The organism is Sediminicoccus sp. BL-A-41-H5, from assembly GCF_050632405.1.
Lineage (GTDB): Bacteria > Pseudomonadota > Alphaproteobacteria > Acetobacterales > Acetobacteraceae > Roseococcus.
Window position 1 is genome coordinate 333,835 of the sequence record NZ_CP192601.1, and the last position, 13,311, is coordinate 347,145.

Annotated in this window: 14 protein-coding genes; all 14 read left to right on the plus strand. The window is 70.0% G+C overall.

Features of this window, described 5'->3' with window-relative positions:
* Positions 1–5 precede the first annotated feature (5 nt).
* Positions 6–428, plus strand: a complete 423-nt coding sequence (locus ACQ860_RS01630; protein ID WP_431301666.1) for a sodium:proton antiporter — start codon at positions 6–8, stop codon at positions 426–428.
* Complete coding sequence (locus ACQ860_RS01635) at positions 428–1,951, plus strand: proton-conducting transporter membrane subunit (protein ID WP_431301667.1); 1,524 nt, start codon at positions 428–430, stop codon at positions 1,949–1,951. The genes ACQ860_RS01630 and ACQ860_RS01635 overlap by 1 nt, the downstream gene beginning before the upstream one ends.
* The gene (locus ACQ860_RS01640) at positions 1,948–2,274 is read left to right on the plus strand and encodes a Na+/H+ antiporter subunit E (RefSeq protein ID WP_431301668.1); all 327 of its coding nucleotides are present in this window, start codon (positions 1,948–1,950) and stop codon (positions 2,272–2,274) included. The genes ACQ860_RS01635 and ACQ860_RS01640 overlap by 4 nt, the downstream gene beginning before the upstream one ends.
* A complete protein-coding gene (locus ACQ860_RS01645; protein WP_431301669.1) occupies positions 2,271–2,570 on the plus strand; it encodes a monovalent cation/H+ antiporter complex subunit F in 300 nt (99 codons plus the stop codon). Before ACQ860_RS01640 ends, ACQ860_RS01645 begins: the two co-directional genes overlap by 4 nt.
* A complete protein-coding gene (locus ACQ860_RS01650) occupies positions 2,567–3,877 on the plus strand; it encodes a cation:proton antiporter (protein ID WP_431301670.1) in 1,311 nt (436 codons plus the stop codon). Before ACQ860_RS01645 ends, ACQ860_RS01650 begins: the two co-directional genes overlap by 4 nt.
* Before the next feature lie 54 nt (positions 3,878–3,931).
* Positions 3,932–5,374, plus strand: a complete 1,443-nt coding sequence (locus ACQ860_RS01655) for a sensor histidine kinase (RefSeq protein ID WP_431301671.1) — start codon at positions 3,932–3,934, stop codon at positions 5,372–5,374.
* Entirely contained in the window at positions 5,371–6,699 is a 1,329-nt protein-coding gene (locus ACQ860_RS01660; RefSeq protein ID WP_431301672.1) for a sigma-54-dependent transcriptional regulator, read from the plus strand. The genes ACQ860_RS01655 and ACQ860_RS01660 overlap by 4 nt, the downstream gene beginning before the upstream one ends.
* Before the next feature lie 285 nt (positions 6,700–6,984).
* On the plus strand, positions 6,985–8,331 hold the full coding sequence (locus ACQ860_RS01665; protein ID WP_431301673.1) for a tyrosine-type recombinase/integrase: 1,347 nt from the start codon (positions 6,985–6,987) through the stop codon (positions 8,329–8,331).
* A 108-nt stretch (positions 8,332–8,439) separates the two neighbouring features.
* The gene (locus tag ACQ860_RS01670; protein ID WP_431301674.1) at positions 8,440–9,195 is read left to right on the plus strand and encodes a hypothetical protein; all 756 of its coding nucleotides are present in this window, start codon (positions 8,440–8,442) and stop codon (positions 9,193–9,195) included.
* A 110-nt stretch (positions 9,196–9,305) separates the two neighbouring features.
* Entirely contained in the window at positions 9,306–9,554 is a 249-nt protein-coding gene (locus ACQ860_RS01675; RefSeq protein WP_431301675.1) for a hypothetical protein, read from the plus strand.
* A 202-nt stretch (positions 9,555–9,756) separates the two neighbouring features.
* A complete protein-coding gene (locus ACQ860_RS01680) occupies positions 9,757–10,065 on the plus strand; it encodes a hypothetical protein (RefSeq protein WP_431301676.1) in 309 nt (102 codons plus the stop codon).
* Entirely contained in the window at positions 10,062–10,277 is a 216-nt protein-coding gene (locus ACQ860_RS01685) for a hypothetical protein (protein ID WP_431301677.1), read from the plus strand. Before ACQ860_RS01680 ends, ACQ860_RS01685 begins: the two co-directional genes overlap by 4 nt.
* The gene (locus tag ACQ860_RS01690; protein WP_431301678.1) at positions 10,274–12,700 is read left to right on the plus strand and encodes an AAA family ATPase; all 2,427 of its coding nucleotides are present in this window, start codon (positions 10,274–10,276) and stop codon (positions 12,698–12,700) included. The genes ACQ860_RS01685 and ACQ860_RS01690 overlap by 4 nt, the downstream gene beginning before the upstream one ends.
* A gap of 243 nt (positions 12,701–12,943) precedes the next feature.
* Entirely contained in the window at positions 12,944–13,297 is a 354-nt protein-coding gene (locus ACQ860_RS01695; RefSeq protein WP_431301679.1) for a hypothetical protein, read from the plus strand.
* Positions 13,298–13,311: the final 14 nt, after the last annotated feature.

The window sequence follows — 13,311 nt, forward strand, 5'->3', positions numbered from 1 at the left end:
ACGCAATGGAAGCCGCCCTTGCCCTGACCATCGGCCTGCTGGTCGCCGCGGCCGCCTACCTGCTGCTGGCGCGGGACCTGCCGCGTGCGCTGCTGGGCTTCGTGCTCCTCGGCACCAGCGCGAACCTTGCCATCTTCGCGTCCGGGCGGATCGGCGGCATGACGCCGCCCCTGGTCGAGCCGGGCGCCGCCGCGCTCGTCGCGGGCGCCGCGAACCCGCTCCCCCAGGCGCTGGTCCTGACCGCCATCGTCATCGGCTTCGGGCTGGCCGCCTTCGCGCTGGTGCTGGTGATGCGCGCCCATGTCGCCTTCGGCACCGTCGCCGCCGAGGAGATGGAGGAGGCCGAGCGCCCGGACTTCGCGCAGCACCCCGCCGTGCCGGAAAGCGCGGCCACGCGCCGGCCCGCCGCCCGGCAGGAGGCGGCGTGATGCGCCAGTTCCTGCTCGTCGCGCCCATGCTGATCCCGCTGCTCGCCGCCGCGATCACGGCCCTGCTGTGGTCCCGCCCCACGGCGCAGCGATGGACGGGCCTCGCCGCCGCCATCCTGATGCTGGCCGCGACGCTCGGCCTGCTGGGCGAGGTGATGTCGGGCGGCATGGTGGTGGGGCAGATGGGCAACTGGCCCGCGCCCTTCGGCATCAGCCTGGTGGTGGACCATCTCTCGGCGGCGATGCTCGTCATCACCGGCCTCATGGGGGTCGCCGTCGCCGTCTATGCCATGGGCCCCGGCGCCGAGGAGCGGGACCGCGCGGGCTTCCAGCCGCTGTTTCACGCGCTGCTGATGGGCGTCGCCGGGGCCTTCTCCACGGGGGACCTGTTCAACCTCTATGTCTGGTTCGAGGTGATGCTGATCGCCTCCTTCGGGCTGCTCGTGCTGGACCGCACGCGCGAGCAGCTGGATGGCGGCATCCGCTACGTCATGCTGAACCTGGTCGGCACCACCTTCTTCCTCTTGGCGGTCGGCCTGCTCTACGGCCTGACGGGCACGCTGAACCTGGCGGACATGGCGCGCGTCACTCCCGCCGTGGAGAACCAGGGCGCGCTGGCGGCGGCGGCGGTGCTGCTGCTGGTCTCCTTCGGCGCCAAGGCGGCGGTGTTTCCGCTCTTCAACTGGCTGCCCGCCTCCTATCACACGGCCTCCATGCCGGTCGCCGCCATCTTCGCCGCGCTGCTGACCAAGGTCGGCGTCTACGCCATCATCCGCGTCTTCACCCTGGTCTTCGCGCATGACCATGCGCTGTTCGGGCCGATCCTGGCCGGCATCGCGATCGCGACGATGGTGGTGGGCGTGCTGGGTGCGGCCGCGCATTACGATGTGCGGCGCATCCTGTCGTTCCACATCATCAGCCAGATCGGCTACATGCTGGTGGGCGTGGCCCTGATGACGCCGCTCGCCATCGCCGGCAGCGTGCTCTACGTCATCCACCACATCGTGGTGAAGGCGAACCTCTTCCTCGTCGCGGGCGCGATGCGGCAGGTGGGCGGCTCCTTCGCGCTCGCGCGCCTCGGCGGGCTCTGGATCGCGGCGCCGCTGCTCGGGCTGATGTTCCTGATCCCCGCGCTGTCCCTGGCCGGCATTCCGCCGCTCTCGGGTTTCTGGGGCAAGCTCGTCGTCATCCGCGCGGGGCTGGAGGCGGAGGCCTGGCTGCTGGCGGGCGTCGCTCTCGCGGTCGGCCTGCTGACGCTCTACTCGATGATCAAGATCTGGAACGAGGCCTTCTGGAAGGCGGCGCCGGAGGCGGTGGCCGCGCCGGAATGGACGCCCGGCCAGCGCCTGGCGACCTTCGCGCCCATCCTGCTGCTCTGCGGCGTCACGCTGACCATCGGCCTCTGGACCGAGCCCTTCGCCGCCTTCTCCCTGGCGGCGGCCGAGAGCCTGCTGGACCGCGACGCCTATATCGCGGCCGTGCTTGGCCCCAACCCCCTGCAACTCGCGGAGGCCGCACGATGAGGATCGTCCTCGCCTGGCTCGGCGTCGGCGCCACCTTCGTGGCGGAGCTGGCCAAGTCCACCCTCGGCACCATGCGCGCCGTGCTCGGCCCGCCCGAGCGCCTGCGCCCGGCCATCCTCGCCGTGCCGCTCGACATCCGCTCGCCGGGCGGGACGGTGCTCTTCGCCGACATGGTGACGCTGACGCCCGGCACCACGAGCCTCGAGGTCTCGGCCGATGGGCGGACGCTCTACGTGCACGTCCTCGATGCGCCGGACCGGGTGGCGGCGGTCGCGGGCATGAAATCCACCCTGGAGGCCCGCGTGCGGGAGGTGCTGCCATGACCACCGGCCTGATCCCCTGGGCGGCGGGCCTCGCCGCGCTGCTCGTCGCACTCGGCTGCATCCCGGTCGCGGTGCGGCTGGTCGCCGGGCCCTCCTCGGCCGACCGCGTGATCGCGACCGATATGCTGGGCCTGCTGGGCGTCTGCTTCGCGGCCCTAGTCGCCGTCATCGCCGGGCATGCGGCCTTCCTGGACATCGCCTTCGGCATCGCGCTCGTGGGCTTCCTCGGTGCCGTCGCCTTCGCGCGGCTGATGGAGCGCGCCAGCGTGCCCCCCGCGCCGGAGCCGGCGGAATGAGCGCCGTGATCGAGGTCCTGGCCGCGCTCCTGCTCGTCGGCGGCGCCGGCATCGTGGCGCTGGCCGCACTCGGCGTCGCGCGCCTGACGGATCCCTTCATGCGCATGCATGCCGCGGCCAAGGCGGGCGCCGCCGGCGCGGGGCTGCTGCTGCTCGGCGCCGGGCTTGCCCTCGGTACGCCGGGCGCGCTGCTGACCGCGCTGGCCGCCGTCATCTTCCTGCTGCTGACGGCGCCGATCGCCTCCCATGCCCTGGGCCGCGCCGCCTATGTCGCCGGGGCGCCGCTCGGCGCCGCCTCCATGGCCGACGCCCTTTCGGGCGTCCTGCACCGCAAGGTCTTCGACATCGACCCGGCGCGCACCCTGCGGACCAGGCCGATGCGCGCCCCATCCCCCGAGGAAACCCCGATGAGCGCCATTCCGGAGTTCAAGCGGCCGGCAGTTCCGGTCCAGCAGGACCAGCCCGCAACCGAGCCGGTGGTCCTGCGCCGCCTGCTGGTCTGCCTGGTCGGCGGGCCGGCGCAGAGTGCCGCCACGGTCGCGGCCATGCGCCTCGCGGGCACCGCCGATGCCGCGGTCACCGGCCTCTCCGGCGCGGGGCTGGAGCCGAGGATCTGGCGCGGCGCGCTGCCGGTGGGCGGCGCCTATTGGGCGGATTGGCTGGCCTCCCGCAGCCGGGCGCGCATGCGTGAGCAGGCGGCGGCCGCCCTCGGGGAGTTCGAGGCGATCGCGGCCGGGCACCAGGGGCTGCGGGCCGTCGCGCGGCACGAGGAAAGCTCCGCCCGTGAGGTCGCGACGCTGCTGGCCGGGCAGGACCTCGTTGTCGTGCCGGCCGGCATCGGCCCGCATGGCCCGGAGAGCGAGCCGGCGCACGAGATCGCGGCCGCCCTGGCCGAGGCGCGGGTCGCCCCGGTGCTGCGGGTGCGCCGGTATCCGGACCGCGTGCAGAGCGTGGTGCTGGTCGTCGGATCCTCGTCGCGCTCCGCCGCTCTCGCCGCCGGCCTGCTGCGCTCGGGGCTCTGGCCCACGGCGGCCGTCGCGATCCTGCCGCTCGCCGATGCGCGCCTGGGCGTGCACGAGATGGTGGAGGCGCAGGCCCAACTGCTGCGCGACCACGGCAGGCGTGTCGCCGTCCTCGCTCCCCTGGAGCAGGGCAGCGAGCCGCAGGAACTCCGCGCGCGCCTGGCCGCCTTCGATGCCGCGGTGGTCCCCTGCCTGTCCACGTGCTACGGCGGCGTCTTCGACAGTATCCGGAACTGTGCCTTTGAAACGACGGCGGAGACTGTTCCCCTCATCCTCCTGCCCTGACCGTGCGGGGGCGGTGCCGGTCCGGGACCGGCGCCTGACGGGGGCACCCGCGGCATGACGCCCGCGATGGGCCCGGAGCAGCAGGGCCGCCGCCCGCACTCCCCGCTGCCGCTCGGCCTGCGGCTGCCCGCGGCGGCGGGGCTGCTGGTCTTCGCGGTCGCGGTGGGGACGACCCATGTCGCGCTGCTGGCCACGAACAGGGAGGCGGACCGGCAGTTCCAGCAGCTTGGCCGTGTCTATCTGGACGGCCTCGCGGCAAGTGTCCGGGTGGGGCTTGAGGCGCGGGATCCGGATTACATCGCGCTGCGGTTCCGCCGCGCCTTCGAGGAGCAGCACGGCGTCGCGGAACGCGCGCTCTTCGCCTATGGGCCCGATGGCCGCCTGCTGGCGCGGCACGGGGACCCGGCAGTGTCGGAGCCCGACCACGCGCTCATGACCGGGCAGGGCTGGCGCATCGAGCCGGACCGCCGCCTCGCCTGGACGGCGCGCAGCGTCGAGGGCGAAGCGGGCCCGGCCGGGCGCATCGTCGCGGCGCTCGACATCGCGCCGATGCTGGCCGCGCGCGAGCGCCTCTCCTGGGCGATCATCGGGATGGACCTGCTGCTGGCGGGGCTCTTCGCCCTGCTCGCCTGGTTCGTCCTGCACCGGCTCGGCCGGCCGCTGCGCCTGCTCGTCCGGGCGCTGTCCGAGGGCGCGAGCCGCCCGCCGCCGCGCCTGCCCGAGGATGTGCTCGCCAAGGCCGATCCGCGGATGGCGCAGGTCCTGCAAGCCTATAACCGGATGGCCGACGGCGTGCGCGAGCGCGAGCGCCTGGCGTCGGAACTCGCGGACCGGGAGCAGGCCGCGGCCCTCGGGCAACTGGCCGCGAGCGTCGCCCATGAGGTGCGCAACCCGCTCGCCGGGCTGGCCACCGCCGTCTCCACCATGCGCCGCTTCGGCGATCGCCCCGCCGAACGGGAGGAAGCGCTGGCCTTCCTGGAGCGCGGGATCAACGCGCTGGAACGCATCGTCAGCCGCACGCTGAGCCTCTACCGGCCGGAGCAGGACCACCCGCTGACGCGGACGGATCTCGAGGATCTGCGCCTCCTCGCGCGCCCGGCGGCGGAGCGGCAGGGAGTCGCGCTCAGCTTCGGGCTCGATCTTCCGGAGGGCCAGCTCGGGACGGGCGCCGGGGGGGTGCGACAGGTCCTCTTGAACCTCCTCCTCAATGCCTGCGCGGCCACTCCGCGCGGTGGCGTGGTCGGACTGGCGGCCTGGATCGAGGGCGGCGAGCTGTTCTGCGAGATCACCGACCAGGGCCCCGGGCTCGACCGCGCCGCGGCGGAGCGCCTGGCCGGGGGCGGCCCGGCGCCGGAGGCATCCTCGCGCCGCCTGGGCCTCGGCGTCGTGGTCGGGCTTCTCGGGGACCTGGACGCGCGCGCCTCGGTCGCGGCGCGGCCCGGCGGTGGAACGGCGATCCGGCTGGCCATTCCCCTCAACCGGAGCAATCCCGCATGACGACACCCAAGGTCGTCCTGGTCGTCGAGGACGATCCGATCATCGGTCCCGCCCTGGTGCACCGGCTGCGCCTGGAAGGCTATCGGCCCCGGCTCGCGGAGACCGGCGCGGCGGCGCTGCGCGAGGCCCGCGCGCTCCGCCCCGATGCGGTGCTGAGCGACATCCGCCTGCCCGACATGTCAGGCGAGGAGGTGTATCTGCGCCTGCTGGCCGAACATGGCGCGCTGCCCGCCTTCTTCATGACGGCCTTCGGCGACGTGGCGCAGGCGGTGCGCCTCGTTCGCGCCGGCGCCCGCGACTACCTGACCAAGCCGGTGGATGTGGACCGGCTGCTGGAGGCGCTGGGCGCCGCGCTGATCCCCCCGCGGGACCGCGCGGAGGAGGGGGGCGGGCCCGCCGCACTTGGTGTCTCGGCCGCGATGCGCGGGGTGGAGGCGATGTTGCGCAAGGCGGCGCGCGTGGATGTGCCGGTGGTGCTGACGGGGGAGACGGGTGTCGGCAAGGAGGTGGCAGCGCGCTTCCTCCACGCCGCGTCCAGCCGCGCGAAGCAGCCCTTCGTGGCGCTGAACTGCGCCGCCGTCCCGCGCGACCTCGCCGAGAGCACGCTGTTCGGCCATGAACGCGGGGCCTTCACCGGGGCCGCGGCGCGCCACCCAGGGCTGGCCGAGCGCGCCGGATCGGGCACGCTCCTGCTGGACGAGATCGCGGAACTGGCGCCGGAGCTGCAGGCCAAGCTGCTGCGGCTGGTTCAGGAGCGCGCCTTCCTGCCTCTCGGCGCCGCCGCCGAGCGTCGCTTCGCCGCGCGGCTGGTCTGCGCCACCCATGCCGACCTCGCCGCGCGCGTGCGGACCGGCGGCTTCCGCGAAGATCTCTATTACCGCCTGAATGTCATCGCCGTGGAGATCCCGCCCTTGCGGCGCCGGGTGGAGGATGTGCCCTGGCTGGCGGGGCGCCTGCTGGTCGAGGTCGTCGCCCGCTTCGGCCTTGGGCCCCGGAACCTCTCGCCGGCCGCTGCGGCGGCCCTGGCCGACCACGATTGGCCCGGCAATGTCCGGGAGCTCCGCAACCGCATCGAGCGCGCGGTGGCCCTCGCCGAAGGGGAGGTGCTGGAGCCGCATGACCTCTTCCCCGAGCACGCGCTGGAGCGGGACGCGGCGCCGGGCGCCCCGCTTCTAGGCGCGGCGATTCAGGGTGCCACGCGCATGGCGGTCACGGAGGCGCTGGCCAGGGCAGGGGGCAACCGCGCGGAGGCGGCGCGCTTCCTGGGCATTTCACGGACCACCTTGTGGAAGCGGATGCGGGAACTGGGCCTGACCGGCGACTGAGCAGGCGAAAGCCGCCCCACGACAGGGTCGTTCGGCAGTGGAAGATCGCGCTGCAAGTGCTTGATTGGAATGGTGGGCGCTACAGGGATTGAACCTGTGACCCCTACCGTGTCAAGGCAAGTCTTAGGTGTTTTCGCCCTCTGATCTGGTTTGTTTGGCCACATCAAGCCAGCCTTTTAACTCACATTTCCATTGTGGCCGTTTGAATGAAGTTGCTACCTCATGCGCCATCCTGCTACCTAGCCGCTACCTAGACGGTCCTAGGTGGCGGGTTGGAGCAGGTGGATGGCGACGGCGGCGAACAAGATCGGGCTGGCAGAGGTGCGGAGCCTCCCGCCCAATTCTGAACTGTTCGACGGCGGCAAGGGCGCGGTGGCGGGCTTTGGCATCCGCCGCCAGCGCGGCGAGGGCGTCTCCTACATCGTCCTGTTTCGGAACGCCGAGGGGCGTAACCGCCGCCTGACCATCGGGCGCCATGGTGCGCCATGGACGCCTGAAACGGCGCGGGCGAAGGCCAAGACCATCTTGGCCGAGGCCGCCGGGGGGGCTGACCCTGCCGCCGCCAAGCGTGAGGCGCGCGAGGCCCCGACCGTCAAGGAACTGTGCGAACGGTATCTGACGGCTGCTGCGGCTGGGCGCCTTCCGACGCGGCGCGGCGGGGCGAAGAAGGCCAGCACGCTTGCGGCGGATAAGAGCCGCATTGATGCCCACGTCCTGCCGCTACTCGGCAACCGGAAGGCCCGCAGCATCACCACGGCCGATCTGGAAGCCTTCATGCACGATGTTGCGGACGGGAAGACGCACCGCCGCGAGAAGCTGGAAAAGAAGCGGGCTTTCCGGAATGTGCGCGGCAGCATGGGGGCAGCGTCTAGAACCATCGGCATGCTGGGTGCCATCTTCGCCTATGGCGTCAAAGTTGGCATCTGCACCGAAAACCCCGCCCGTGGCGTGCTGCGTCCTGCTGACGGGAAGCGCGAGCGGCGCCTGTCTGATGATGAGTATGCGCTGTTCCACGCTGGGCTTGAGAAGGGCGCCCGCCTGATCCCGGCAAAGAAGGACGGCGGCCCCGACAAGGCCGCCATCTGGCCCCACGCCGTGGCCGCCGCCCGCTTCCTGGCCCTCACCGGATGGCGCAGCGGCGAGGCCATCGGGCTGCGCTGGAAAGAGGTTGATCTGGCCCGCCGCACCGCCCGCCTGGGTGACACCAAGACGGGCGCCAGCATTCGCCCATTGTCGCGCGAGGCATGCGACGTGCTGACGGCGCAGAAGGCCGCCACGGGCGGCGAGGCCGAGGCCCTGGTGTTTCCGCCGTCGCGCGGTGAAACCACCATGACCGGCTTCAAGAAATTCATGGCGCGCATCGTGAAGCTGGGCGGGTTGCCGCCTGACGTGACGGCGCATGTGCTGCGTCACAGCTTCGCCAGTGTGGCGGCTGATCTCGACATGACGGAAATCACGATTGCCGCGCTGATCGGGCATCGCGGGCGCAGCGTGACCAGTCGTTACGTCCATTCGGCGGATGCGGTGCTGCTGGCGGCTGCTGACAAGGTGGCGGCCGAGATCGCGCGGCGCATGCAGCCTGAGAAGCAGAACGGCGCGGAGGTTGTGCAGCTTCACGCGGCAACCGCCTGAGTGATCCTGTAGGATCGTCTCGGCGGGGCAGGATTGGCCGATCCGCGCGGAACCTCTGCCCGCGCAGCCCCGCCGCTTCATCGCAGAGGCGCGAGGTAGAGGCGCGACGTGGAACCGATGGAACCGACGCCAGAGTTTGAAGACCTTTCCGCAGAGGAATGGGAAGAGGTTTACGCAGCCGACTGGGCAGCGAGATGCGCGTTTGCCCGCGCCGAATTGGAGGCTACCGGCAATCCCGTTTTCTTCTGGCAGCTTTTGCAAGGTTGGGACGACGAAGGCCATGTGCGCCGGATGCGCGAGACGTCTGCTGACATCCAGACTGCGGACATGCTCAAGATGCCGGTTCCGCGACCGCCGTTGCCCGAATGGGCGCAGGATGTGCTTGCAACGATGGCGCGACAGATCATGCATTTGGCCGAGGGGCGGGACATGCGTGATGTTCAGGCTGATTGGATCAACAATGGCAAGGGTCGCGCCGCTCTAAACAAATGGTTCCGTGTGCGGAAGCTTGAGCCTAGTCAAAGGGCAAGCCTGATCCCGATGGTTATGGGGTTCACGCGGGAAGCTGGCTGGAGTGCTTTCAGCGAGTTTGACACCATCAAGCGCGCGAAAGCCGCAGACGAGTTGTGGGACATGTTGTCGGGCAGATGGGCAGGGGGGACGCCAAACAAATCAGGAGCGCCCCCACGCTTAAAGCGAGCCGAGGCAAAGCTACAGGTGATGGCTGAATACGGCTTCACCGATGACCGCGCTTTTGATCGATTTATCCGGAAAGGGAGGGCTTCGCGACACGTTACCGCGCCTTCCGGCTTGGAGACTGTTCTCAGCCGCAAGCATGCGGCCGAACCCACCGGGGAGGTTTAGCCGGGGCCGATCCTTGGCAGCAGGATTGGCCGAATTGTTGTTGATATTCAGTGCTTTATGTTTGCTTCGACACGGGCGCGACTTTCCGCGTTTGTGTTGGAGGCTTACCAATGGTTCCGAATACCGACGACGCGCTTCTGACGCGCGAGAGGGTAGCCGAGGCCCTGACGGCGGCCGGGTATCCCATCTCGCCCCGCACGCTGGCAACCAAGGCCACACGCGGCGGTGGCCCGCCCTACGCCATTTTCGCAGCGCGCGCCCTGTATCGCTGGGGCGATGCGCTGGCCTGGGCGCGCAAGTTTACCAGCGCCACGCGGTGCAGCACTTCCGAGGCTGACGCGCAGCGGGTGGCCGCCTGATGGCCGCGCCCTTCGCCCCCAAGCTCGGCGGCCCCAAGCCGCCGGGCAGCGCCACCGTCATCCGCCAGAAATAGTAAACCCCGCACGACCTGGAGGCGGTGCGGGGCTGAACTGCAATACGCGGACGACTTGGACGCCGCGAATATAGCCTGAGCATCCGCCAATTTCCAGCGCCGTGCATTTCCCAAGGAGGTTTTGGGGAATGTCTGAGAAGTTGGTTCCATACCAAGACGTGCGCGCCCTGGTGGCCCGCGCTCCGTTCCGTTCCATCGTTGCGCCGCGCCGCATGCAGCCGGGCGAGCCGATGCCGCCTGTGCTGGGCGTCAGCTTCCATGATGGCGAGATAACGCCCGAGGTGATCCGCGCCACGGTGGATGCCGTAGGCGAAGTCTTCGCGGCGGGTGGTTGCCATCTGCTGCTTGCGACCGACCGCAGCACGCGGGAACGCCTGAAGGCCGCCATCCTGGCCACCCATCCGGCAATCTCTCAGCCGGGCGGGGTGATGCAATGAGCCGCCGCAAGAATAGCCCCAAGAAGCCCGCAGGAAGCCCGCTGGTGCCGTTGGGCGATGCGCCGCGCCTCGTGTTGCTGGAAGGGCTTCACACGCCCTCTGGCGGCCCTGTGGTGGCCGTGGCGACCGGACCCGCACGGCGCCCGGTGCTGACGGCGCTGGTCAGCTTCGCCAGCCTCGCCGCGCCGCGAGTGGATGGGGGTGCGGCTTGAACGCAGAAAGCCCCCTCAATGACCTGGCAGAGTGCGAGCGTTTCGCCCGCTTCTGGATGGATGCGGCGAACGCGCCACACCTGACTTTGACGGCGATCTCTCACAGAAACGACACCGAGACGCAGACGTTCGGGCCGAGCGATTTGGACACGATGACCGCGTGGGTTCAACGCCAGCAACAGGCGGCGAAGAACGTCTATTTCACGCCCAACGAAACCGCGCCGGGCTGCACCAAGAAGCCCGACAAGGCGAGCATGGCGGCGGCCCTGTGTCGCCATGCAGACATTGATCCGCTGGACGATCAGTTTCCGCTGGCTGATGAGCGGCGCCGCCTCTCTGACCTGGCCGAGCATCTGAAGGCGGATGCGGTGTTTCCGCCCTCCGTCCTGATTGATAGCGGCAACGGCATTCAAGCCCTGTGGGTGGCGGAGCGCCGGGCACTCTCTGGCGTGGATGACTACGCCGAAGCCGAGCGACAATCCCAGGCCATCGAAGCCGCCACGGGCGCCAAGGGCACCGCGAATATTGACCGCCTCTTGCGGCTGCCGGGGACGATCAATTTCCCCACGGGCGCCAAGGTGAAGAAGGGCCGCCCTGTCACACGCGCCCGCCTGATCCACACCGCCACGCATTTCTACACGGCGGCGGAAATCGAGGCGCGGTTGCCCGCCTGGGCGCAGCGTGTGGAAGCCTCAGGGCACGTCAGGAAGGGCGGCAAGGCCGCCGCCGATCCTGCCACGCCAGAACGCAGCGCGGAGGCGTCAGGTAGCGTTCTGGACGCCCTCAGGAAGGCCGGGGCGGCGAGGATCAAGCGGCAAGAGGATTTGCCGCCTGATCTGGCGCAACGGCTTGAACGCGCCCTCACGGCGCGGGAGCGCCTGGGCGACCGTTGGGCGGGGATGGTGGATGATCTGACCGAGGCCGGGCACGACGATAGCCGGAGCGGCGCGGATTTCAGTCTCGCCGCGATGCTGAAGGCGGCGGGCTTCTCCGAAATCGAGGCGGGTTTGATCCTGGCAGCCTTCGCCCACGGCAAGGCGAACGGGGATGAGTGGCCGAATGCAGATTTGCGCCTCCGCCACATCGCCCGATGCGTCACGCGGTCCTACTCGCCAGAGGTAAGGCCCGCCGCCGAGACGCCCGACCTGGGCGACGTGATGCGGTTCCGGCTGGATTGTCTGACCGAGGGCGAGCCGCCGCCGCGCCGGTTCCTGCTTGAACCTCTGATGCCGCTGGGAACGGTGGGGCTGCTGTTTGGCGAGGGCGGCTTGGGCAAGTCCATGGTGGCGCTGGACCTCGCCCTTCTGACCGCCCGTGCCACGCGCGGCTGTGGCCTGGCAGGGCGGCTGCCGGGGCCGCTGGGGGGAACGGTGTCACAAGAGGCGGCGGGCGCCTCCGTCTTCATCACGTTGGAAGACGACAAGGCCGAATTGCACCGCCGCGCCAACGCGCTTGATCCACACCGCACGCGGGACGGCGTTCCCTGCTTCGTCATCCCGGCGCTTGATCTGCCGGGCTTTGAACCCGCGCTAGTGACGACCAGCCGCGAGCGTGTGGCGGTGCTGACCAGCTTTGCCGAGACAGGGCTTGATGCGCTGCTGACGAACATCTCGCGCGGCAGCGGGTTTCCGGTGCGGCTGCTGATCCTGGACCCGGCGGGCGACTTTCTGGAGGGCGACGAAAACGACGCCAAGTTTGTCCAACGCCTCATGCGCCTATTGCGCGAGAAGGCCAGCGCTCACGGCGCCACCATCCTGCTTTTGGGCCATGTGGCAAAGGGCGCGGGCGGGACCAGCATGCGCGGTAGCGGCGCATGGGTGGCGAATAGCCGCTTCGCCTACAGCCTGAGGCGCCCTGATCCGAACCACGACAAAAGCGCCATCGGACAATTCAAGCGGCAGCACATCGAGGCCGAGCGGATCGTGATTGGTCAGCTTGTGAAGGCGAACCACGCCGGGGCGCCCACCTACCGGGACCGCTTCTTTCTGCGCTGCCGCGATAGCGGGCGTCTGCTTGATGAGACGCAACGCCTCGCACCGCCAGCACCGGACGCGGCTTTGCTTGATGCGCTGGTCACCGCGTGCGGTGAATGCGCGGCAGCCGGGATGCCGTTCAAGCTGACCGGGGCGGCGGGGCTTTTCGAGGGCCGCGCTGATCTGCCTGAGCCGCTGGCCAGTCTGCCGCGCGCGAAGCTGGAACTCTTGGGCAATCAGTCCGTGGAGCAAGGGCGCTTGGTGAAGTGCAGGGGGCCGGGCAGTCGGGCGCCTGATTTTCTCGACGTGCCGGAAGGCCCTTATGCGAAGGGGCCGCCCATCGTCACCGACGCAGGCTCACGCGCCGAGGCCCTCGCCCAATACCGCGCCCATGGAGGCGTCGGAGCGGCGGGGATCATTCCCGCGAAATCCGGGAACGAGCGGGAATGAGCCGTTCCCGTTCATTCCCGGGAACGAGGAAAGCGGCAGAAAACCGCGAAAAAACGCCCGAAATCTTCGTTCCCGCCCTTCTCGTTCCCGGGAACGCTGAAACCCACAGAACTCTAGGCGTTCCCACGTTTCCGACCTCTCCCCCTACGGGGGGGAATGCCTCTCTTGAGAGAGGGCATCCCCCCGCCTGGGTGTTGTGTTTGGGCGACCGATCCCCGGCGCCTCGTGTGAAGGGAAATCCCAATGAGCGAAGCTGAAAACACCCCTGCCGCCTTCGTCGTGCGCGGCGCCAATGTCCGCATCCCGCCGGGCTTCCGGCGAAATCCGATTGTCTTTGTGGACCTCGCCATGGGGCCGCATTGGGCGGTGACGGTCGCCTGTCAAAACCTTCTGAATAGCGGCCACATCATGCGCCTGCCGACCGGGCTGGACGGTGGCCCCGCCATCCGCACCTCGCCTGAAATGCTGGCGCAGATGCAGCGTGCGGCGGCCGAGGCCATCCGCGCCGATCCTATCGCCTTCGCCCATCTGACAGGACCACACCCCGGGAAGCGCAAGCCGGTGGGCAAGCGTCCCAAGCCCGAGGCCGCCGCATGACCCGGCGCCGTCGA

What these genes read in the sequence shown, in the direction of transcription:
- ACQ860_RS01630 (WP_431301666.1), top strand. Translation starts at nt 6, where the DNA reads ATGGAAGCCGCCCTTGCCCTGACCATCGGCCTGCTGGTCGCCGCGGCC.
- ACQ860_RS01635 (WP_431301667.1), top strand. Translation starts at nt 428, where the DNA reads ATGCGCCAGTTCCTGCTCGTCGCGCCCATGCTGATCCCGCTGCTCGCC.
- ACQ860_RS01640 (WP_431301668.1), top strand. Translation starts at nt 1,948, where the DNA reads ATGAGGATCGTCCTCGCCTGGCTCGGCGTCGGCGCCACCTTCGTGGCG.
- ACQ860_RS01645 (WP_431301669.1), top strand. Translation starts at nt 2,271, where the DNA reads ATGACCACCGGCCTGATCCCCTGGGCGGCGGGCCTCGCCGCGCTGCTC.
- ACQ860_RS01650 (WP_431301670.1), top strand. Translation starts at nt 2,567, where the DNA reads ATGAGCGCCGTGATCGAGGTCCTGGCCGCGCTCCTGCTCGTCGGCGGC.
- ACQ860_RS01655 (WP_431301671.1), top strand. Translation starts at nt 3,932, where the DNA reads ATGACGCCCGCGATGGGCCCGGAGCAGCAGGGCCGCCGCCCGCACTCC.
- ACQ860_RS01660 (WP_431301672.1), top strand. Translation starts at nt 5,371, where the DNA reads ATGACGACACCCAAGGTCGTCCTGGTCGTCGAGGACGATCCGATCATC.
- ACQ860_RS01665 (WP_431301673.1), top strand. Translation starts at nt 6,985, where the DNA reads ATGGCGACGGCGGCGAACAAGATCGGGCTGGCAGAGGTGCGGAGCCTC.
- ACQ860_RS01675 (WP_431301675.1), top strand. Translation starts at nt 9,306, where the DNA reads ATGGTTCCGAATACCGACGACGCGCTTCTGACGCGCGAGAGGGTAGCC.
- ACQ860_RS01680 (WP_431301676.1), top strand. Translation starts at nt 9,757, where the DNA reads ATGTCTGAGAAGTTGGTTCCATACCAAGACGTGCGCGCCCTGGTGGCC.
- ACQ860_RS01685 (WP_431301677.1), top strand. Translation starts at nt 10,062, where the DNA reads ATGAGCCGCCGCAAGAATAGCCCCAAGAAGCCCGCAGGAAGCCCGCTG.
- ACQ860_RS01695 (WP_431301679.1), top strand. Translation starts at nt 12,944, where the DNA reads ATGAGCGAAGCTGAAAACACCCCTGCCGCCTTCGTCGTGCGCGGCGCC.